Origin of the sequence: Parazoarcus communis, from assembly GCF_003111665.1 — a bacterium.
Taxonomy (GTDB): domain Bacteria; phylum Pseudomonadota; class Gammaproteobacteria; order Burkholderiales; family Rhodocyclaceae; genus Parazoarcus; species Parazoarcus communis_B.
This window is the reverse complement of sequence record NZ_CP022188.1, coordinates 1,159,447-1,180,617: the sequence shown is the minus strand read 5'-3', so window position 1 is coordinate 1,180,617 and position 21,171 is coordinate 1,159,447. Positions and strand designations below refer to the sequence as shown.

The 21,171-nt window shown below is 64.3% G+C and carries 15 protein-coding genes; 8 read left to right on the top strand and 7 right to left on the bottom strand.

Going from position 1 to position 21,171, the window contains the following annotated elements; all coding sequences use genetic code 11:
* The first annotated feature begins 276 nt into the window (after positions 1–276).
* From rsmB to CEW87_RS05385, 8 genes are all read left to right on the top strand, one after another.
* The gene (rsmB, locus tag CEW87_RS05420) at positions 277–1,554 is read left to right on the top strand and encodes a 16S rRNA (cytosine(967)-C(5))-methyltransferase RsmB (RefSeq protein ID WP_420094136.1); all 1,278 of its coding nucleotides are present in this window, start codon (positions 277–279) and stop codon (positions 1,552–1,554) included.
* Between the two features lie 22 nt (positions 1,555–1,576).
* Positions 1,577–2,113: a DUF4390 domain-containing protein gene (locus CEW87_RS05415; RefSeq protein ID WP_108976955.1), complete on the top strand. Its 537-nt coding sequence runs from the start codon at positions 1,577–1,579 to the stop codon at positions 2,111–2,113.
* Entirely contained in the window at positions 2,110–4,230 is a 2,121-nt protein-coding gene (locus CEW87_RS05410) for a sensor histidine kinase (RefSeq protein ID WP_108976953.1), read from the top strand. The genes CEW87_RS05415 and CEW87_RS05410 overlap by 4 nt, the downstream gene beginning before the upstream one ends.
* Before the next feature lie 3 nt (positions 4,231–4,233).
* Positions 4,234–5,481: a sigma-54-dependent transcriptional regulator gene (locus CEW87_RS05405; RefSeq protein WP_108971781.1), complete on the top strand. Its 1,248-nt coding sequence runs from the start codon at positions 4,234–4,236 to the stop codon at positions 5,479–5,481.
* A gap of 135 nt (positions 5,482–5,616) precedes the next feature.
* Positions 5,617–7,023 carry a Trk system potassium transporter TrkA gene (trkA, locus tag CEW87_RS05400; protein WP_108949900.1) on the top strand — a complete coding sequence of 469 codons (1,407 nt, stop codon included), beginning with the start codon at positions 5,617–5,619 and terminating at the stop codon, positions 7,021–7,023.
* 19 nt (positions 7,024–7,042) lie between these two features.
* Positions 7,043–8,500 (top strand): TrkH family potassium uptake protein, encoded by a 1,458-nt coding sequence (locus CEW87_RS05395; RefSeq protein ID WP_108951417.1) that lies wholly within the window; start codon positions 7,043–7,045, stop codon positions 8,498–8,500.
* 214 nt (positions 8,501–8,714) lie between these two features.
* The gene (gene hemE / locus CEW87_RS05390) at positions 8,715–9,785 is read left to right on the top strand and encodes a uroporphyrinogen decarboxylase (protein ID WP_108971780.1); all 1,071 of its coding nucleotides are present in this window, start codon (positions 8,715–8,717) and stop codon (positions 9,783–9,785) included.
* A 403-nt stretch (positions 9,786–10,188) separates the two neighbouring features.
* Positions 10,189–12,363, top strand: a complete 2,175-nt coding sequence (locus tag CEW87_RS05385; protein WP_108971779.1) for a primosomal protein N' — start codon at positions 10,189–10,191, stop codon at positions 12,361–12,363.
* Positions 12,364–12,416: 53 nt separating this feature from the next.
* Here the strand turns inward: CEW87_RS05385 and CEW87_RS05380 are convergent, their stop codons facing one another.
* From CEW87_RS05380 to CEW87_RS05350, 7 genes are all read right to left on the bottom strand, one after another.
* On the bottom strand, positions 12,417–13,331 hold the full coding sequence (locus CEW87_RS05380; RefSeq protein WP_108971778.1) for an ROK family protein: 915 nt from the start codon (positions 13,329–13,331) through the stop codon (positions 12,417–12,419).
* A 3-nt stretch (positions 13,332–13,334) separates the two neighbouring features.
* Positions 13,335–13,988, bottom strand: coding sequence for a carbonate dehydratase (gene can / locus CEW87_RS05375; protein WP_108971777.1), 654 nt, complete (start codon positions 13,986–13,988; stop codon positions 13,335–13,337).
* A 155-nt stretch (positions 13,989–14,143) separates the two neighbouring features.
* A complete protein-coding gene (locus tag CEW87_RS05370; protein WP_108971776.1) occupies positions 14,144–14,860 on the bottom strand; it encodes a uracil-DNA glycosylase family protein in 717 nt (238 codons plus the stop codon).
* Positions 14,861–14,866: 6 nt separating this feature from the next.
* Positions 14,867–15,193: an AzlD domain-containing protein gene (locus CEW87_RS05365; protein ID WP_234421679.1), complete on the bottom strand. Its 327-nt coding sequence runs from the start codon at positions 15,191–15,193 to the stop codon at positions 14,867–14,869.
* A complete protein-coding gene (locus CEW87_RS05360; protein WP_108971774.1) occupies positions 15,190–15,894 on the bottom strand; it encodes an AzlC family ABC transporter permease in 705 nt (234 codons plus the stop codon). The genes CEW87_RS05365 and CEW87_RS05360 overlap by 4 nt, the downstream gene beginning before the upstream one ends.
* Positions 15,891–17,198, bottom strand: a complete 1,308-nt coding sequence (locus CEW87_RS05355; protein WP_108971773.1) for an AmpG family muropeptide MFS transporter — start codon at positions 17,196–17,198, stop codon at positions 15,891–15,893. The genes CEW87_RS05360 and CEW87_RS05355 overlap by 4 nt, the downstream gene beginning before the upstream one ends.
* Before the next feature lie 70 nt (positions 17,199–17,268).
* On the bottom strand, positions 17,269–21,039 hold the full coding sequence (locus CEW87_RS05350; RefSeq protein WP_159098085.1) for an EAL domain-containing protein: 3,771 nt from the start codon (positions 21,037–21,039) through the stop codon (positions 17,269–17,271).
* Between the last annotated feature and the right edge of the window lie 132 nt (positions 21,040–21,171).

The window sequence follows — 21,171 nt, the reverse complement described above, 5'->3', positions numbered from 1 at the left end:
CACGTGAAACACGGCGTCAAACGCGAGAGAATGACTCGAACCGTACGAGCGACTTTCAGTTGCCCCTTCGAGTGAAGGTGCGCAGACGCCGCCGCATGCAACAGTCCGGCATTGCCGCTACCATTCCTTGAGAGGGCCGAAGCCTTGCCGGCCGAGGCTCAGACCATCCATCGAAACAAGAAGACCACTGTGAATCGTCGTACCCAAACCCGCAGCCCCTCCAGCAACCCGCATGACCGGCGAGGCTTGCCCGCGCGTGAAGCGTCCCGGCCCAGCCTGCCACAGGACAGCCTCGCCTATGCGTTGAAACAGGCCTCCACTCTGGTAGCGGGCGTCCTGGAGGGTGGCAACCTGACCGACGGCTACGAGGCCATGCTCAGTGCCAATCCGAGTTGGCCGGACGCTACCCGTGGTGCGGTCCGCGACCTCACATGGTCCACCTTGCGTGATTTCGGTCGAGGTGACGCAGTGTTGCGCCACTATCTGCACAAACCCCTGCCGAGCTACCTCCATGCCTTGCTCCTGGTAGCGCTGTACAGGCTGGAGCAGCGGCCGGCGCAATCGCACACGCTGGTCGATCAGGCCGTGGAGGCAGCTGCCGCCGAGGTGCCTGCGCTCAAGGGCGTCATCAACGGGGTGCTAAGGAATGTCCTGCGCGAGACCATGAAGCTTGAGGGCTGGCGCGACGCGGATATCGAAGCACGCCACGCCTGTCCGCAATGGTGGGTCGAGCGCGTAAGGCGGGATCATCCCGCAGACTGGGAAGCCATTCTCCAGGCCGGCAATCTGCACCCCCCGATGTCCCTGAGGGTGAACACACGTCGTACTTCCACCGCCGACGTGCTTGCTGCATTGGAGGGCGCCGGAATCAACGCACGCCGGCTGGAGAATGATGCAATCCTGCTGGCGCAACCCGTCCCTGTACATCGTCTGCCGGGCTTTGCAGAGGGGCTGGTCTCGGTGCAGGATGCCGGGGCGCAATGGGCGGCGCAATGGCTCGATGCACGCAATGGCGAGCGGGTGCTTGACGCCTGTGCAGCGCCTGGAGGCAAGAGTGCGCACATGCTTGAACGCGCCGACATCGATCTCATCGCCCTCGAACTCGATCCATCGCGGGCTGCGCGTGTGCGGGCCAATCTGGATCGGCTCGGACTCGATGCGCACATCAAGGTTGCTGACTGTCGGCGCCTGAGCACCTGGTGGGACGGGAAACCGTTTGACCGCATTCTTGCCGACGTGCCGTGTTCCGCCTCCGGCGTGGTCCGCCGTCACCCCGACATCAAATGGTTGCGCCGAAACGAAGATATTCCGCGCTTCGCCGCGCAGCAGGCAGAAATACTGGATGCACTTTGGCAGACGCTGGCGCCCGGTGGCACAATGCTCTACGTGACATGCTCGGTATTCGACGAAGAGAATCGTCGCCAGATCGATGCATTTCTTGCCCGCCATCCGGATGCCGAAACGCATGCCATTGACGCCAGCGCCGCGCGTTCCCTGCCACCGACTGCAGACCATGACGGCTTCTACTATGCGCGCCTGCGCAAACTTCGCTAGTCTCTTTCGCCGGCTTTTTCTGATGCTGGCGCTGGTGTCGCTCTCGGCCTTCGCGGCCGACGACAGCAGGATTACCTTTGCCGAGATTGTGCCGGGGGAGGGGGGCTATGTACTGAACGCGGATATCGAACTCGATATCAACTCACGACTGACCGATGCCATTACGCGTGGCGTCGCGCTCCATTTCGTTGCTGAACTGGTGGTCGAGCGGCCGCGCTGGTACTGGCTGAACGAAGTCGTGGTGGAGCGCGAGCTCAACTACCGCATTTCGTACCACGCCATCACGCGCAGCTACCGGCTGTCGATGGGCGCTTTTCATCAGAGCTTCGACAATCTCGATTCCGCACTGCTGACCATGCAGCGCATCCGGAACTGGCAGATCGCTGGCCCCGATGAACTCGCGCCCGGCGTATCGCATGAGGTATCGCTCCGCTTTCGTCACGATACCGCGCAGTTGCCCAAGCCCTTTCAGGTCACCGCAATCGGCAGCCGCGACTGGAATGTCGGCACCGAGTGGTTGCGCTGGACCTTCCTGCCCGGGGCGGCGACGTCCCGATGAAACGCGTTGCGCTCGCGATCATTGCCGCCATTGCAGGCATATCGCTTTATCTGCTGACCTCGGCCAGCGCGAATTCCGACCTGTTCGCCGATCGTTATCCCTATCTGCTTGCGCTCAATGGCGTGGTCGCAGTGGGTCTGGCCGGGCTGGTCGGCGTCCAGTTGCGCTCGCTGTGGCGGGAGTACCGCGCCCGCAAGTTCGGTTCCCGGCTCAAGTACCGGATGATGATGATGTTCGCGCTGATGGCGCTGCTTCCCGGTCTGGTCGTATATGCCGTGTCGCTGCAGTTTGTCGTGCGCAGCATCGAATCCTGGTTTGACGTTAGGGTCGACTCGGCGCTTGAAGGGGGTATCGCGCTTGGGCAGAACGCGCTCGACTATCTGGTGAGCCAGGTCAACACCAAGGCCGGCGACATGGCGCTCGACCTTGAGAGTTTCGAGACGGTGTCGCCTGCAACACTCAACCGTCTGCGCGAGACCGCGGGCGTGAGCAACGCCACGGTGCTCGCGCCCAATGGGCAGGTTGTTGCCACCGCCAGTGACGGTGGCGTCGCCCTGCTGCCCGATCTGCCCTCCTCAGCGCAGTTGCGCCAGGCTCGGCAGAGCCGCAGCGTCAGCACGGTCGATAGCCACCCGGACGGGCGACTGGTGATCCGGGTCGTGGTGCCGATCCCGACGCGCTCAATTCTGAACGAGCCCCAGCTTCTGCAGCTGACTCAGCCCGTGCCGGATACCTTTTCGCGCCACGCAGAGGCCGTACAGGAGGCTTATCGGGACTACCAGCAGCTCACCCTTGGGCGGGATGGTCTGAAGCGCATCTACAGCCTTACATTGACCCTCACGCTGCTGCTCGCACTGCTCACCGCGATGGCGGTTGCCTTCGTGCTGGCGCGCAGACTGGCCGCCCCCCTGCTGATCCTGGCTGAAGGTACTCAGGCCGTGGCACAGGGCGACTATCGCCCCCGCCAGGCTCTGCCGGCGCGCGACGAACTCGGGGTCCTTACACAATCCTTCAACCAGATGGTGCGTCAGCTTGAAGATGCCCGTGCGGCTGCGGACCGCAACCGTGCGGCAGTCGAGGCCGCCCGCGCCTACCTGGAAAGCGTACTCGCCAACCTGTCCACCGGGGTGCTTGCCTTTGCCGGCAATGGCACCCTGCGCGCGGCAAACCGCGGTGCGATGGATATCCTTGCCGATGACCTTGCCGGTTTCGAAGAAATCGCACTAGCCGACTGGGTGCATCACGAGGTGTTCCGCGATGCGCTGCTCGAGGGCTTTGCGACGCACGAGAGCGACTGGCACGAGCAGATCGAGATCCCCTCGCCTGACAGTACGCCGCTGACCCTGCTGGTGCATGGTTCCCGCCTGCCGGAAAGCACTGGGGGCGGTCTGGTGGTCGTGTTCGACGACATCACCCGGCTGGTCGATGCGCAACGCACCGCTGCGTGGGCCGAGGTGGCCCGGCGCCTGGCGCACGAGATCAAGAATCCGCTGACACCGATCCAGCTCTCGGCCGAACGCCTGGCGCTGAAGCTTGCAGACCAGCTCGACGATAACGGCAAGGCGATGCTCGAACGCGCGACCCGAACGATCGTGAATCAGGTCGAGGCCATGAAGAATCTGGTCAATGCCTTCAGGGACTACGCGAGATTGCCCGCTCCGGAGCTGGTTGCCCTCGACCTTGCGGCGCTGATGCGCGAGGTGCTGCACCTTTACGAAAGCGCTGCGGTGCGCATTCGCCTGCAGGTGGGGGAAGACTTGCCCAAGGTATTGGGCGACGCATCGCAGATTCGCCAGATTATTCACAATATGCTGCAAAATGCGCAGGATGCGGTGCTCGGCAAAGACGACGCCGAGATCACGCTGCTTGCGCGCGCTGACGGCGACCGGGTCTTGCTGGTCTGCCGTGACAACGGCCCGGGTTTCCCGGCCGAGATTCTCGCCCGTGCCTTCGAGCCCTATTTCACCACCAAGTCAAAGGGAACCGGACTCGGTCTGGCAATGGTGAAAAAGATCGTGGCTGAGCACGGGGGCGAAATACGAATTGCCAATCGCGACATCGGCGGAGCCGAAGTACGCATTCGTCTGCGGACGATCCTGACAAACGGTGAACACTGAACCATGGCCAAGCTACTCATCGTTGATGATGAAATGGGAATCCGGGAATTGCTTTCGGAGATCCTGCGTGATGAAGGGCACGACATCCAGCTCGCGGAGAACGCGGCTGCGGCGCGCGCTGCGCGCAATGCAGAGCGCCCCGACATGGTCCTGCTCGACATCTGGATGCCCGACACCGACGGCATCACACTGCTCAAGGAATGGTCGGCCAACGGCCAGCTGAACATGCCGGTCGTGATGATGTCCGGCCACGGCACCATCGACACGGCGGTCGAGGCGACCCGCATCGGCGCCATCGACTATCTGGAAAAGCCGATCGCATTGCAGAAGCTGCTGGCCTCGGTAAAGCGCGGCCTGCAGCGCCCGGTCGCAAGTGGCGCGCCGGCACCGCTGACGCTCGCGGCCTTTACGCGCTCTGCGCCGCTGCGCGAGCTCAAGCGGCGGATCGAGCAGATCGCGGACAGTTCGAGAGTGCTCCTGCTGCGCGTCGGTGGAGGCAGTCTGGCCGAACTGGTCGCGCGCAGCCTGCAGGCTGGTGGCGCACCCTGGCTCGACCTCACGGCGGTCAATGTGCCGCTGGACATCAACCAGCTGCAGGCGAGCCAGGGCGGGCTGCTGTATGTCGCCGAGCTCGCACGATTGTCGCGTGCGCAGCAGAAGAATCTCGCCTTCGCGCTCGAGCGCCTTGACCGCTACGACCTGCGTCTGGTGGTGGCGACCGAGCGCAGTCACGATGCACTGCTTAGCGAGGGCTGGGACGAGGCCGTGCTCGACCGCCTGTTCGAGATCAGCCTGGCGCCACCGGCAATGAGTGACATCCGTGACGATCTACCCGAGCTTGCAGCACAGGTGCTGCTGCATCTGGTCGAAGCGAACGATGTGCCGCTGCGCCGGTTTTCCACGGCTGCGCTCAATCACCTGCGCACGCACAGCTGGACCGGAGGCTATGGCGAGTTGCGCGCCGCGGTGAGGTCGCTGGCGCTGGCAACGCTCGAAGAGGAGATCGGCCTGCCCGAAGTGCGACGTCTGCTGGCGCCCAACCCCGATGCGGCAGCAAGTGCAATTCCGCTCGATCAGCCGCTGCGTGAAGCCCGTGAGGCTTTCGAGCGCATGTACTTCGAGCACCACCTCAGGCTGGAGAGTGGCAACATGACCCGTCTTGCCGAGAAGACCGGGCTGGAGCGCACGCACCTCTATCGCAAGCTCAAGCAGCTGGGCCTGCAGGCCGGTCGGCGCCACGAAGAAAACTGATGCTTAAGGGATAGACCACGTGGGCGCGACGGTTGGCGTATCGATACGCAGGTTGCTGCATTGCAACATTCTGTTTCGTGTCGATGAAACACCGCGTAGAATCGGCCGCTCTTGCGTTCATCTGGGGCTATCCCGTTGAAAGTCATCATTCTTGGTGCCGGCCAGGTCGGTGCGTCGGTTGCTGAAAATCTGGTATCTGAAGCCAACGACATCACCCTCGTCGACACCAGTGCGGACTACCTCGCGGAATTGCGCGAGCGGCTGGAAGTACGCACGGTGTGCGGGAACGCTGCGTCGCCGTCCGTCCTGCGCGAAGCGGGCGCGGAAGACGCCGATCTGCTGATCGCGGTGACGCAGTCGGACCAGACCAACCTGTGCGCCTGCCGCGTGGCCAAGGCCTTGTTCAATCTGCCCACGCGGATTGCGCGCCTGCGCTCGACCGACTATGTCGACCACCCCGAACTCCTCGACGAAAACAACTTCGCGGTCGATTTCTCGATCTGCCCCGAGCAGATCGTCACCGATCACATCAAGCGCCTGATTGCCTTTCCCGAGGCGCTGCAGGTGCTGGATTTTGCCGATGGCGTGGTCAGCCTGATCGGTGTCCGTGCGTTCGAGGGCGGCCCCCTGGTGGGGCATCCACTCAAGGCGCTGCGCTTTCACCTGCCCAACGTCGAGGTGCGCATTGCCGCCATCTACCGCAATGGCGAGCCGATCATTCCCGAGGGCGACACGGTGATCGTCCCCGGCGACGAAGTGTTCTGTCTGGCGGCGACCGTGCATATCCGGCAGGTCATGCGGGAACTGCGCCGCACCGACAAGCCCATGCGGAGAATCATGATTGCCGGCGGCGGTAACATCGGCTTCCGCCTCGCACGCTCGATCGAGAACGACTATCACGTCAAGATTCTCGAGGTCGACAAGCGCCGGGCCGAGATGCTGGCAACCCAGCTCAGCCATACCCTCGTGCTGCGGGGTGACACCACCGACGAGAAGCTGCTCGAGAATGAGGGGATCGACGAGACCGATCTGTTCGTGGCGCTGACCAACGATGAAGAAGACAACATCATGTCCGCTTCACTGGCCAAGCGCATGGGCGCGCGCCGCACGCTGGCGCTGATCAATCGCAAGAGCTACGTCGACCTGGTGCAGGGCGGCCCGATCGACATCGCGATCTCGCCCGCACACACCTCCATTGGATCGCTGCTCGCGCATGTGCGTCGTGGCGATGTGGTGGCGGTCCATAGCCTTCGCCGCGGGGCCGCCGAGGCGCTCGAGATCATTGCGCACGGCAAGCCCAAGGACTCCAAGGTGGTGGGGCGTCGCATCGACGAGATCACCCTGCCCAAGGGCGCGACGATTGGCGCGATCGTGCGTGACGAACGGCGTGGTGGTGACGGCAAGGTGATCCGGCGGATGGTGATCATTCCCCACCACGACACGCTGATCGAGAACGAGGATCACGTGATCGTGTTCTGTACCCACAAGAATCTGGTGAGCAAGGTCGAGAAGCTGTTCCAGGTCAGCTTCACCTTCCTTTAAGTTCATGTACTCGTCTCCGGTGCGCGCCTACTACCCTGCCCTCAACGCGCTTGGCCTGATCATCGTGATCTTCGCCTTGCTGATGCTGTTTCCGTTGTCGGTTTCGTTCTGGCTCGACGATGGCGCGACCATGGCCTACGATCAGGCGATCGTGGTGACCCTGCTGTGTGGCGCGCTGCTGTGGCTGGGGACGCGCGGGCGTCGCCGCGACCTGCGGGTGCACGACGGTTTTCTGCTGGTCGCGTCCACCTGGGTGGTACTGCCGGTCTTCGGCGCGCTGCCCTTGCTGGGCTACCTTCCGCACCTGTCTCTGGTCGACGCGTACTTCGAAGCGGTATCGGGCCTGACGGCGAGCGGCGGGACGATCCTCACCGGGCTGGACGACCTGCCGACCTCGATCAACCTGTGGCGCACCTTCATGCACTGGATCGGCGGCATGGGGGTGATCGTGCTGGTGGTCGCCATTCTGCCTCTGCTCGGCATCGGCGGCCGGCAGTTGTTCAAGGCCGAGGTGCCCACGCCGATGAAGGAGAGCAGTCTCACGCCCCGCATCGCGGAGACGGCCAAGGGCTTGTGGCTCACCTACATCCTGCTCACCGTCGGCTGTGGCTTCAGCCTCTGGTTCGCCGGCCTGGAAGGCTGGGATGCGGTCATCCATGCGTTCTCGGTCGCGGGGCTGGGCGGCTTTTCGAGCAAGGACGCCTCGCTCGGACACTTCCACAATCTCGATGTGGAAATGGTGGCCATGGTGTTTGCGCTGGCTTCCGCGCTCAACTTCGCCACCCACTATCTGGCCTTGTCGCGGCGCTCGCTGCTGCCCTACTTCCGTGACCCCGAGATTCCCTTCTTCTTCGCAGTCCTGATCGTCAGCATCCTGCTGCTGACGTTCTACCTGATGCAGTTCAACGTGCACGCCGACCTGGCCACCACCTTGCGCTATGTGTCCTTTCATGTGGTGTCGATCTCCACGTCGCTGGGTCTGGCGACCTACGATTACACGCTGTGGCCGATGTTCGCGCAGATCTGGGTGCTGTTCCTGGGGAGCTTCATTGCGTGTTCGGGTTCGGCCGGCGGCGGGATCAAGATGATGCGGGCGATCATCCTGTACAAGCAGGTGTTTCGCGAGATCATCCGTTCGCTCCACCCCAATGCGGTGCGCCCGGTCCTGATGGGCAAGCAGCCCGTCTCGGAGGGGATTCTTCACGCGGTGCTCGGCTTCAGCTTCATGTACATGGTCAGCATCGTGTCGCTGACCCTGCTGCTGTCGGCCAGTGGCCTCGAACTGATCACCGCGTTTTCGGGGGTGGTGGCCTGTCTCAACAACACCGGTCCGGGGCTCGATGCCGTGGGCCCGGCCTCCAACTATCAGTCGCTCAATGATTTTCAGACAGCGGTGCTGTCGTTCACGATGATCCTGGGGCGGCTCGAGATCTTCACCTTGCTGGTGGTCATGACGCCGGCATTCTGGCGCCGGTAAGGGCTCCTGCGCACGCGCATCGGGGCGCCGTGACGACCCGCCGCGCACAGCTCTGGCGCGTCGTGATGGCGCGCTTGCGGGGCGGCGTTTTCTGCTGTCCTGCCTGCGTCCGCTACCTTCTCGGGTTGCCAAACTGACGGTGCTCAACCCATCCGGGCCCGTGACAGGCGATAATCACGCCTTGTTGCCAATCGGCTGGAAAAGAGGACTCGACGTGAGCCGCCCTAAGAACGACACTTTCCTGCGCGCCCTGCTGCGCCAGCCCACCGAATACACGCCCGTGTGGCTGATGCGCCAGGCCGGACGCTACCTGCCGGAATACTGCGAGACGCGCAAACGCGCGGGCAGCTTTCTGCAGCTGTGCAAGAGCCCGGCCATGGCCTGTGAAGTCACGCTGCAACCGCTGGCACGCTATGACCTTGATGCCGCGATCCTGTTCTCCGACATCCTGACCGTGCCGGACGCGATGGGGCTGGGGCTCTACTTCGCCGAAGGCGAGGGCCCGCGCTTCGAACGCCCGCTGCGCGAAGAGTGGGAGATCCGCAACCTGTTTGCACCCGATCCTCACGTCGAGCTGCAGTACGTCATGGATGCCGTGGCCGAGATCCGTCGCGCGCTCGACGGCAGCGTCCCCCTCATCGGCTTCTCCGGCAGCCCGTGGACGCTGGCGTGCTACATGGTCGAAGGCGGTTCGTCGGACGACTATCGCAAGGTCAAGAGCATGGCTTACAGCCGGCCTGACCTGATGCACCACATCCTGAGCGTGACTGCCGACGCGGTGGTCAAATACCTCAACGCCCAGATCGAAGCGGGCGCCCAGGCCGTCATGGTGTTCGACTCCTGGGGCGGGGTGCTGTCGGAGGCCGCGTACAAGGAGTTCTCCCTGCCCTATCTCGAAAGAGTCGTGTCAGGCCTGATTCGCGAGCGCGATGGCGAGCGTGTGCCGAGCATCGTATTCACCAAGGGCGGCGGACTGTGGCTGGAGTCGATTGCCGGTATCGGCAGCGACGCAGTCGGGCTGGACTGGACCATGGACATTGGCCGCGCCCGACAGCTGGTGGGCGACAAGGTGGCCTTGCAGGGCAACCTCGACCCCAACGTGCTCTTCGCACCGCCAGAGGTTGTTGCAGCCGAAACCCGCAAGGTGATCGACGCCTTCGGTGCCCATCCTGGCCACGTCTTCAACCTTGGTCATGGCATTTCGCAGTTCACGCCGCCGGAGAATGTGGCGGTGATGGTCGATACGGCGCATGAACACAGCCGCATCGTGCGCGCTCAAGGCTGAGCGAGCGCTTCCTGACGGCGCCGGGAGGGGTAACTTCGCTTACTACTTCCGGTGCATGTCAACAAAAAAAAGTGGGTTTTTCGCTTGACTTATGCACACGGAAGCCATTTGGGTAAAAATATTCACCGAAATAGTGCGGATATGCAGTAAATTTCACAACGCGTTGATTTATATGAATAAAAACTTTCCACTATGTTAAGGCAAAGTGACAGAAGTGCTTGTTTCACGCTGGTTTCAGCCCGATTTACCCTGGTTTCCCACAAAGTTATCCACAGCTTTTGTGGACAAGACGAAGGGGTGGTTTAGGGGCAAGTGTTTAGCGCTGTTTTTCGCGTATCGGCTTCAAGTTTCAACGCTAAACAACTGAAAAAAAAGAACTATTCAGAATACATCGCTATTCCCCATGCCGATCATACGCGTTGCATTACCTCTTCCGATCCCACAACTCTTTGATTACATTGCAGAAGATGCAGTTGATTCGGATATTGGCCGGTGCGTGCGCGTGCCCTTCGGACGCGGGGAAAAGAGCGGATTGATCGTTTCCTTGCCCGCCGAGGCGGATATAGACCGCAGTCGCCTCAAGGTGGTGAGTCATGTTCAGCGTGAGGTCCCGCCCCTCCCGGCCGACTGGCTCGAACTCGTCGGTTTCGTTGCGCGCTACTACCACGCTCCGCTGGGCGAAGTGGTGGCCCTGGCGCTGCCGCCGGGCCTGCGTCGTGCGGACGGGGTGAGTGGAGACGATGTCGACCCCGTGCTCGAGCTGTCCGCTGCCGGCCGCGTGGCACTCACCGAGGCGCGGCGTGAGAGCCGGGCGCTGACGCTGCTGCGGGCGACGGACGCGCTGGGCGGGCCCGCGCGGCGCAGCGCGGTGCGGGCGCTTGAGGCGGGGAGTGCGGTGGGCGACCTGATCCGGCGCGGCTGGCTGGTGCCACGTGACGATGGTGGTGGGCGGCATCTTGCTGCCGGACGGCCTGAATTGACCGTGGAACAGGCCGCGGTGATCGATACCGTGGTCGCTGCCGGCACCGGCTTCCAGGCCTGGTTGCTCCACGGGGTGACCGGGAGCGGCAAGACCGAGATCTATCTGCGTCTCGCTGAGCGGGCGCTGGCGGCTGGTGAGCAGGTGCTGATGCTCGTCCCCGAGATTGCCCTGACGCCCCAGCTCGAGAACCGGGTGGCGCAGCGCTTTCCGGCAGCCAACGTGGTCAGCCTGCATTCGGGGCTTGCCGAAGGGGCGCGCTCGCGTGGCTTCGTCCAGGCCTTGAGCGGCCATGCGGACATCGTACTCGGCACCCGGCTGTCGGTGTTTGCCCCCCTTCCCCGTCTTGGCATCATCCTGGTCGACGAGGAACACGACGCCTCGTACAAGCAGCAGGAGGGGGTCCGCTATTCGGCACGCGATGTCGCCGTGTGGCGGGCGCGCCAGCGCGCTGTGCCGGTGCTGCTCGGCTCGGCGACGCCGTCGCTGGAGAGCTGGCAGCATGCCGGCAACGGGCGTTACGGTCTGCTGCGCCTGACGCATCGTGCGGTGGCGACGACCCTGCCCAAGGTACGTGCGGTGGACATCCGGCGCATGAAGCTCGACGAAGGCCTCAGCCCGGCCCTGCACGCGGCCATCTCCGAGCGTCTGAAGCGTGGCGAGCAGAGCCTGGTCTTCATCAACCGCCGCGGCTATGCGCCGGTGCTGTCATGTCCGGCCTGCGGCTGGGTGAGCCGCTGCCCGCACTGCTCGGCCAACCTTGTCGTGCATCTGGCCGATCGGCGCCTGCGTTGTCACCACTGTGGCTGCGATGGCGGGATTCCGCATGCGTGCCCGAGTTGTGGCAATCAGGATATCCAGCCCTTCGGTCGCGGCACCCAGCGCATCGAAGCCAGACTGAACGAGCTTTTTCCCGAGGCCCGCGTGCTGCGCGTGGATCGCGATGCCGCGCGTACCCGCGCGCAATGGGAGGCGCTCCTCGACAAGATCGCTGCCGGCGAGGCAGACATCCTGGTCGGCACCCAGATGATGGCGAAGGGGCACGATTTCCCCAAGCTCACCCTGGTTGGGGTCGTCGGGGCAGACTCCTCGCTCCATGCGGCTGACTTTCGTGCGCCAGAGCGGCTCTTCCAGCAGCTGATGCAGGTCGGGGGGCGCGCGGGGCGGGGAAGCCTGCCGGGCGAGGTGCTGATACAGACCGAGTACCCGGGCCACCTGCTCTATCAGCACCTCGGGCGCCATGATTTCGACGCCTTCGCGAAGATGGCGCTGGATGAGCGCAGGGTGGCCTGCTTCCCGCCATTCACGCACCAGGCCATGTTGCGGGCTGATGCACCGGCGCTGGCGGATGCGGTCGAGTTTCTGCAGCACGCCCGTCGTCTGGCCCAGTCGTGTGCGCCCGAAAACCTGCGCCTGTTCGATCCGGTGCCGATGCGCATGTCCAGGCTTGCGCGCCGCGAGCGGGCACAGCTGCTGGTCGAGGCGGACAGCCGTGCGGATCTGCAGGGCTTTCTGGGGCAGTGGATGACAATGCTTTACGCCCAGCGCACGCCACGGGAACTGCGCTGGCAGCTCGATGTGGATCCGCTCGATGTCTGAGCGTGCGCAGTCATTGGCGTGAAACGTCGGCGGCCCCCACCCGGGCCAGCATGCTAGCGGGCTTCAGTGCCCGCAGGCCACAACCAGGCTGCGCCGCGCACGCCGGACGAGTCGCCATGACGGGCCGGTCGCAGCCGGGTGAGGATCTGATCGGAGAAGACGTGTTCGGCCCAGCGTGCCGGCACATTGGCATACAGTCGCTCGAGCCTCGACAGGCCGCCGCCGAGGACGATCACGTCGGGGTCGATGAGGTTGATCACCGTGCCCAGCGCGCGTGCCAGCCGCGCTTCATAGCGCTGCAGTGTGGCCTCGCTGGCCGCATCCCCCGCCACCGCTGCGTCCGCAATTTCATGGGCGCTCAGTCCGCCGCCATGGCGGCGTGCGTGATCGGCGGCAAGTCCGGGGCCTGAGAGATAGGTTTCGATGCAGCCGCGCCGGCCGCAATAGCACGGGGGGAGCGGTAGATCCTCGGTGGTGGGCAGCGGCAGCGGGGAGTGCCCCCACTCGCCGGCAATGCCGTTGGCTCCCGCAAGAAGACGACCGCCCACGACCACCCCGCCACCGACGCCGGTACCGATAATGACGCCGAACACCGTTTCCGCCCCGGCGCCTGCGCCGTCGGTGGCCTCGGAAACGGCAAAGCAGTTGGCGTCATTGGCGAGCCTGACCTCGCGCTCGAGCATGGCCTCGAGATCGCGCCGCAGCGGGCGTCCATTGAGACAGGTCGAGTTGGCGTTACGGATGCAGCCCGCCATCCGCGACAGCGAGCCCGGCGTGCCGACCCCGACACTGGTGCGCTCGCCCAGTCTGGCCTCGGCAAAGCCGACCAGTTCGACCAGGGTCTCCAGCGTGGCGCGATAATCCCCCTGAGGCGTCGGAACGCGCCGGCGCAACAACTCGCGGCCGTCGCCGGCAAGGGCAACGATCTCGATCTTTGTGCCCCCAAGGTCGATCCCGAGCCGGATCATGGCTTAGTCGCGGCTCATGCGTTCGATGCCGTTGCGGTACAGTTCCAGCGCCTCGTCGCGGCAGGTGGCACTGATGCCGAGGTCGTGCACCAGGCCGTCGTCCAGCCCGTAGCACCAGCCATGAATGCTGACGTCCTGCCCCCGCTCCCATGCCTCGCGCAGCACTGATGTCTGGCTGATGCTGACGACCTGCTGCATTGCGTTGAGTTCGCACAGGCGGTCTACCCGGTCGGCGTGATCCTCGATCACGTTGAGCAGGCTCTCGTGGCGGTCGCGGACATCCTGAACATGGCGTAGCCAGTTGTCGGTGAGGCCAATCCGGTTGTCATTGAGGGCGGCCTTGACGCCGCCGCAGCCATAGTGGCCCACCACGAGGATGTGCTTCACCCGCAGCACTGCCACTGCGTAGTGAATGACGGACAGTGCGTTGAGGTCGGTGTGCACCACCACGTTGGCGATGTTGCGATGGACGAAGACTTCGCCCGGTGCAAGGCCGATGATCTGGTTGGCCGGCACGCGGCTGTCCGAACACCCGATCCAGAGGTATTCGGGCGACTGCTGGTTTACAAGTCGGGCGAAGAACTCTGGATCCTCGCTGTGCATGCGGTCCGACCAGTCCTTGTTGTTCTTGAAGAGGGGGTCGAGTTGATGGCTCATTCGTTGGTCCTGACGGAAAGTGAGCAATGAAATATGCTCATAATTATGAATTACTTGCGGTCTCCCCGCCACCGGGCAGGCTTGCCGTCTTTATCCTTTCCCGGGGCGGGATGCTCCCGAATGCCATCTGGTGTGTCTGGCACGGGTACGGGAAATCACCATATGCCGAGCTCGACGAGTTGTTTGCTCGCAGCTTCCGACCAGCCGCGGTTGGCCGCCGGGCTTGCCGGGCTGGGGTGCAGGATGCGACCGAAGCGCAGGCCGGCAATGTCACCCAGCGCGCCCAGCGCACGCTGTTCCGCCCACACGCCGATGCCGATCACCCACTCCGGCTCCAGGGTGTCGACCAGGCGGCGCAGGTGTGCATCGCAGGCTGACAGCAGTGGGCGTTGTTCGTGGGCCGGCAGCTTGTCCGGCGTGAGGTTGCGGCCGTCCTCGAAGAAGGCGAGCGGGCAATAGTTGGCAACGAAATGATCGGCGAAGAAGGCATCCGGGGTGCCGAAACGGTCGCGAAACAGACCCCACAGCCGTTGCCCGCTGACCTCGGAGCGCTTGCAGGCAAAGCCTTCAACCGGGCGTTTCGGGTTGGTCTGTGCAGGCTGGCCGACCGGGCCTTCGAGCCCGAGCCAGTCGCGTGCGGTGCTGATCTCGCCAAACGGCACGCCGATCTGCGCCATGCCGAAGGGGCCGGGGTTCATGCCGATGAACACCACCCGTTTGCGCCCCTCGCCGTAGCGCCTGAGGTAGTTGTCGTGAATCTCGCCCGCGTAGTCGAGCGGGTTGTAGACATGCGTGACCGGCGCTGCGAAGCGCATCCCGTCGACGGTGGCGGAGAGTTCGTGTGCGGCGGCAATCAGGGCGGAGGCAGTCATTGCGGTTCAGAGAATGAGTTTGAGGATGTAGAGCGCAGCCATGCCGGCGCCGATCGTGGCCAGTACGCTGCCGCTGCGCCAGGCGACCAGCGCAGCGATCAGTGCAGCCCAGGGTTTGGGCGCATCGAGCGCGATGCTGACAGCGCCGGCGTCGATGAAGAGCGCACTCGCCGTCAGGGCGGCAAAGCTGGCCGGCGCGATATGTCGGCACAGGGCATGGAGCCAGCCCGGCAGGCGATCGCCCGCGAACAGCCCGATCATGGCGTAACGGTAGAAAAACGTGACGGCACCGACACCGACCACCAGCGCGATCAGCGCAAGCGTGCTCATCATGCCTGCTCCCGACGGCGTGCCGTCCACACCCCGGCACCGAGCCCCGCAAGGATCGCAAGTACCAGCCCGAGCTTGAACGGCAGTGCGGCGAACAGCAGTACGCCGCCACCGGCTGCAAGCGCCGCGGCCTGACCGGGGCGCTCGCGCAGCAACAGGGTGAGCAGGGCGATGAAGGTCAGCGGCACCGCAAAATCGAGCTCCCATGCGGGCGGAATCGCTGCGCCGAACACGAGGCCGAAGGCGGTGGACAGCTGCCACGCGAACCAGAGCGTGAAGCCCGCGCCGAAGAAGTACCAGTGGCGCAGGTCGAGGCCTTCGGCAGGCGGCCGCGCCTGGTAGCGCAGCACGGCAACAGCGTAGGCCTCATCGGTCAGCAGGTAGGCCAGCAGCATGCGCCAGCGCCTGGGCAGGTGGCCGACGTAGGTGGCCATCGAGGCGCTGTACAGCAGGTGGCGCAGATTGAGCAGCCCGGAGGTCAGCGCAGTGGGCAGCATGCCGGCGCCGGCTGCCAGCATCTGCACGATGACCAGTTGAGCTGCACCCGCAAACACCACTGCAGATGCGAGTTGCGCAAGCCACGCGGGGATGCCGGCCGCCAGTGCGGAGATGCCGTAGAGGATGCCGAAGGGCACGGCACCGAGCAGCAGTGGGGCTTCATCGCGGCAGCCGGCCAGGAACTCGCGCAGTGCCGGACGATTCATCGCCCGCCTGCTCCCGGCGCGTCGAGCGCCACGTTGGCAGGCAACTGATCTCCGTTCCACGGTGCCACCTTGATCAACAGCAGCATGCCCGGGATGGCGAGGAAGAAACACAGCCAGAAAAAGCTGTACCAGCCCATCGATTCCACCAGCCAACCTGCGGTGGCATTGATGAAGGTGCGTGGCACCGCCATCAGGCTGGTGAACAGGGCAAACTGGGTCGCGGTATAGGCCGGGTTGGTGGTACGGGCCATGAAGGCGACGAATGCCGTCGTGCCCAGTCCGGCGCCGACCGCCTCGCCCGCAATCACGGTGGCGAGCACGGCCAGGCGGGCGGCGTTGGATTCGCCGGGTCCGAACCATGCCATCCACACGAAGCCGAGAATGGTGACGAACTGCACCACGCCGAACAGCCACAGCGCGCGGTTGATGCCGATCTTCACCATCCAGATGCCGCCGAGGATGCCACCGATCACCATCGGCCACAGGCCGGCATTCTTGGCAATGATGCCGATCTCGGTCTTGGTGTAGCCCATGTCCAGATAGAAGGGCGTGGCCAGTGCGGTGCACAGCGAGTCACCCAGCTTGTAGAAGAACAGGAAGGCCAGTACCAGCAGCGCAGACTGCACGCCATGGCGACCGAAAAACTCGCGAAACGGCTCGACGACTGCGTCGCGCAGGGTGCGCGGGCTGCCGGCCGCAGCGAAGGGCTCTTTCACCGACAGGGTCATGAACAGGCCGGGCAGCATGAAGGCGGCGGTGACCATGAACACCGTGCTCCAGGGCAGGTGATCGGCGAGGATCAGCGACAGCGACCCCGGCACCAGCCCCGCAATACGGTAGGCGTTGACGTGAATCGCGTTGCCCAGGCCGAGCTCTTCGTCAGGCAGGATCTCGCGGCGGAAGGCGTCGAGCGCAATGTCCTGGGTGGCCGAGAGAAAGGCAAGGGTGGCGGTGAGGCCGATCACCAGCGGCAGGTGATCGACCGGCGACAACTGACCGAGCCAGGCAATCGAGGCCACGAGGCCCAGCTGCGACACGAACATCCAGCTGCGTCGTCGCCCCAGCCAGGGCAGCAGGCCGAAGCGGTCGAGCAAGGGAGCCCACAGGAACTTCCAGGTGTAGGGAAACTGAATCAGGGCAAAGGCGCCGATGGTCTTGAGCGACAGACCTTCGGTCTTGAGCCAGGCCGGCACCAGATTCAGCAGCAGGTAGAGGGGCAGCCCCGAGGCAAAGCCGGTGAAGATGCAGATCAGCATCCGGCGATTGAGCAGGGTGTTCAGCCAGGCGGGGCGGGAAAGGGGCACGGGCGGCTTTGGCTTGATCGAAGCTGCGATTATCCCAGATCGGCGGCCTCAGGGGCGGGCGTGCATGGAATCAGCGTGTTACCGCGCCCTTGCGGATCAACGCCTCGATTTCGTCCGCCGGCAAGGGTTTGCTGAAGTAGTAGCCCTGCAGTTCGTCGCAACCCAGTTCGTGCAGGCGCGCGACCTGGGTTGCGGTTTCCACGCCTTCTGCGATCACCGACAGACCCAGGTTGTGGGCCAGTGAGACCGCGGCGGTCACGATCGCGGCGTCGTTGGCATCGGTCTCGATGTCGGAGACAAACGAACGGTCGATCTTGAGGTGATCGAGCGGGAACAGCTTGAGGTAGGACAGTGAGGAGTAGCCGGTGCCGAAGTCGTCGATCGCGATCTGGACGCCGAGCTGCTTGAGGCGCGTGAGCAAGGCGGCGGCCTCGTCGGGTTTCTCCATGATCGAACTCTCGGTGATCTCGAGTTCGAGCAGATCCGGGCGCAGCTTGCTGCGCGCAAGCGCATCGGCGACACGTCCGGTAAGTTCGCCCGCGCGCAGCTGCCTTGCGGACAGGTTGACCGACATGCGCAAGGGCGGCAATCCGGCTGCCTGCCATTGCTGCGCCTGAGCGCAGGCGGTATCCAGTACCCAGTTGCCAAGTTCCACGATGAGGCCGGTTTCTTCGGCGATGGGGATGAAGCGGACCGGCGGGATCAGCCCGTCGACCGGGTGGCGCCAGCGCAGCAGGGCTTCGACGCCCTTCAGTGTGCCCTTGGCCGCGCAGTACTGGGGCTGGTACCAGAGTTCGAACTGTTGTTGGCGGAGGGCCTGGCGCAACTTGCGTTCGAGTTCGATGCGCTCCATCGCGCTGCGGTTGAGTTCCTCCGCGTAGAACTGGAAGTTTGCACGGCCTAGCGACTTGGCGTGATACATCGCGGTATCGGCGTTGCGCATCAGGGCGGAGGTGGTCTCGCCATCGCAGGGGAACAGGCTGATTCCGATCGACGGTGTGGTGTGCAGCAGGCTCTCGCCCACGGTATAGGGCAGGGAGAGGCGGTCCAGGATCTTGGCGGCGGCGTGAGCGGCGTCGTTCTGGCCGTGAATGCCCTGCAGGATCACCACGAATTCGTCCCCGCCGAGGCGGGCAACGATGTCGCTTTCACGCACGGTCTCGCGCAGCCGTTCGGCGACCTGCACCAGGAGCGCATCGCCGACATGATGGCCAAGCGAATCGTTGATGGTCTTGAAGCGGTCCAGATCGAGAAACAGCACTGCGAGCGGCTGCGCGTTGCGGACTGCGGTCGCGATCGCCTGCTGCAGGCGCACACCGAGCGAGAAGCGGTTGTCCAGCCCGGTCAGGGTGTCGTGATGGGCGAGGTGCTTGATCGCCGCTTCGGCGCGCTTGCGCTCGGTGATGTCGGAGAAGATCGCGATGTAGTGGGTAGGCGGCGCGCCTGCCGCATCGCGCACCACGCTGATGCTCAACCAGCGCGAATAGGTCTCGCCATTGGCACGGATACCGGTGGTTTCGCCCGCCCAGAAGCCGCTGGTTGCGGTCGCTGCCCACGGGGTATCGTGCCCGGACTCCGCTTCGTCCTGATCGGGAACGAATACCTCGCCGACGATGCGGTTGCCTGCAAAGCCAGAGATCACCTCGTGTGCCGGATTGACCGACAGCACGCGGTGCTCGCCGTCGGTGATCACGATGGCTTCCGGACTGTGCTCGAACACCTTGTCTGCGAGCTGCAGGCGCTCTTCGGTTCGACGGCGCTCGGTAATGTCAGTGTAGATGGTGACGAAGCCGCCGTTGCCGACAGGCCGGCCCTGAATGTCGAGCACCATCCCGCCCGGGCGGAGGCGCTCGAAGTGATGGGGCTCGCCACGTCGCGCGCGCTCGAGCAGTTCGCGGGTAATCTGTTCGGGGTCGCCCGGACCGTACTCGCCGCGCTCGGCATTGAAGCGCAGCAGGGATTCGAGGCTGGGGAGCCCGGCCGCAAAGAGGCTGTCGGGGAAGTCGAGCAGGCGCCGGAGCTGATCGTTGCAGGCAACGACCTGCAACTCTTCATCAATCAGCGAGACGGCGCTCGGAATGTTGTCGATGATGGTGCGAAGGGTCTCGTTCTTGCGCGCCAGTTCCTCCTCGGTCCGCTTGCGTTCGGTGATGTCGGTATAGGTGGTGATGAAGCCCGCCACCTTGCCATCGAGCCACAGCGGCTCGCCGATCACGAGGTGCGAGCGTCCGCTGGGTTTGGTGCGCTCGATGCAATGCGGCTTGAACTCCTCGGCCAGCGCGCGTCGTTCGCGCACCTTCTCGAACGGGTCGCCCGGACCGTAGTCGCCGCGCTGGGCGGCCACCATGATCAGCTCGTCGAAGCCGACATCCTTGACCACGATTTCGGGAGGAAGCTCGAGTATCTCAATGAACAGCGCATTCCAGTACTGCAGCCGCAGATGCTCATCGAAGACACTGATCCCCTGCGGGAGATGGTTGACGATGGCGGTGAGGTAGGCGGTCTGGCGCTGAAGCTCCAGCGCAGTGTTCTGCTGCGCGGTGATGTCCTGCACCGTGCCGATCGCGCGCAGCGGTCTGCGGTTCGCGTCGAGCTCGATCCGCAATTCGTTGTGGAAGTAGTGCACGGTGCCATCGGGGTGGATCACCCGGTAGGAGAAGGCACCGTTCTGGCCCGAAGCGTAGGCGGCCTTGAGGGTCGAGGCGAGCTGTTCTCGATCGGCAGGATGAACACGGCGCATGAATCCTGCGTAGCTTGCCGGCTCGTCGTCCGGAATGCCGATCAGCTCGCGGGTCTGCGGCGACCACCACAGGTGATCCTGCTTCAGATGGCGCTCCCACCGTCCCAGCTGTGCCATCGACATGGCTCTTTCGAGTTCGTCGCGCAGGGCTTCCGCCGTGTCGCAGCGGGCGGATTCGGCCGCGAGTGCCTTGTCGCACGCGCTGCGCGCCTGTCGCCAGAACCTGCTGACGGCAAGCGCAGCTGCCAGCAGCAGGCTTGCCAGCACGATCGCTGCGATAAGTGACTGCGCCCGCAGGCTGCCGAGTATCGTCGAGCGATCGATCTGGCTCAGAACGACCCAGTCGGTGCCGGTAATCCGGCCTGCCGCGGCCTGAACCGCGGCGCCGCCGGTTTCGAGCGTGCCGCTGTGTGCCGTGGCCGATGCCAGGCTGGCCCGCAGCAGGGGCTGGTCTGCGGGAATTGGCGCCTGCAGTGTGTGGGTACGCAGGTTCGGCTCAAGCGGGATGAACTGGGTTCCAGCATCCATCAGCAACAGGTTGCGTTTTCCCGGGCGGGATCCGAGCCGTCGTTCGAGCATGGGAAACACGTGGTGTTCGGGCCGGATGCGCAGCACGATCGACTGCACCGTCCACTGCTCGTCGGGCTTTGCCACCGGGACCACGAGGTCGATGTAGCTTTCGCCGTTGCCGTCGTATTGCAGCTGGCTGAGCGCGGGTACGCTGTTTCCGAGGGTCTGGGCAATCAGCCTGCGTGATTCCGCCGAGACAGAAAACGGCTGGCCCGTCGCAAACAGCGGACGTGCCCCGGCGTCGAGCACCAGGGCCCCGGCGTAACCGAATACCTCGACATAGCCGTGGAGCCAGTAGCGGATGTCTGCGTTCGACAGGTTCCCGGTTTCGCGAATCTCGTCCTCCAGCCGTGACAGTGCGAGCCGGTTCCTGCGCAGCACCTCCCCGTCGCCGATGCGTTCGGCACGCCAGCGCACGATGTCCTCGCTCAGCAACTGCGCAGTCATCTGCAGTTCGGCGTTGGCTTCGCGCTCCAGCCCGTCCGCCTGATAGGCGTAGAAGACCGAAAGCGCGATTGCGAACGCTGCCATGAGAGCACTTACAGCGGCGAGCAGCGGACGCGGCAAGTCGTGGCGCGAAGGAGGAGATGGATTCTGGCGGGGGAAAATGACGCGGGTCTCGATTATGGTTGTGCGCATTGATGCAGTCGTTCCGGAAGGGAA

What these genes read in the sequence shown, in the direction of transcription:
- CEW87_RS05415 (WP_108976955.1), top strand. Translation starts at nt 1,577, where the DNA reads ATGCTGGCGCTGGTGTCGCTCTCGGCCTTCGCGGCCGACGACAGCAGG.
- CEW87_RS05410 (WP_108976953.1), top strand. Translation starts at nt 2,110, where the DNA reads ATGAAACGCGTTGCGCTCGCGATCATTGCCGCCATTGCAGGCATATCG.
- CEW87_RS05405 (WP_108971781.1), top strand. Translation starts at nt 4,234, where the DNA reads ATGGCCAAGCTACTCATCGTTGATGATGAAATGGGAATCCGGGAATTG.
- CEW87_RS05385 (WP_108971779.1), top strand. Translation starts at nt 10,189, where the DNA reads ATGCCGATCATACGCGTTGCATTACCTCTTCCGATCCCACAACTCTTT.
- CEW87_RS05380 (WP_108971778.1), bottom strand. Translation starts at nt 13,331, where the DNA reads ATGATCCGGCTCGGGATCGACCTTGGGGGCACAAAGATCGAGATCGTT.
- can (WP_108971777.1), bottom strand. Translation starts at nt 13,988, where the DNA reads ATGAGCCATCAACTCGACCCCCTCTTCAAGAACAACAAGGACTGGTCG.
- CEW87_RS05370 (WP_108971776.1), bottom strand. Translation starts at nt 14,860, where the DNA reads ATGACTGCCTCCGCCCTGATTGCCGCCGCACACGAACTCTCCGCCACC.
- CEW87_RS05365 (WP_234421679.1), bottom strand. Translation starts at nt 15,193, where the DNA reads ATGATGAGCACGCTTGCGCTGATCGCGCTGGTGGTCGGTGTCGGTGCC.
- CEW87_RS05360 (WP_108971774.1), bottom strand. Translation starts at nt 15,894, where the DNA reads ATGAATCGTCCGGCACTGCGCGAGTTCCTGGCCGGCTGCCGCGATGAA.
- CEW87_RS05350 (WP_159098085.1), bottom strand. Translation starts at nt 21,039, where the DNA reads ATGGCAGCGTTCGCAATCGCGCTTTCGGTCTTCTACGCCTATCAGGCG.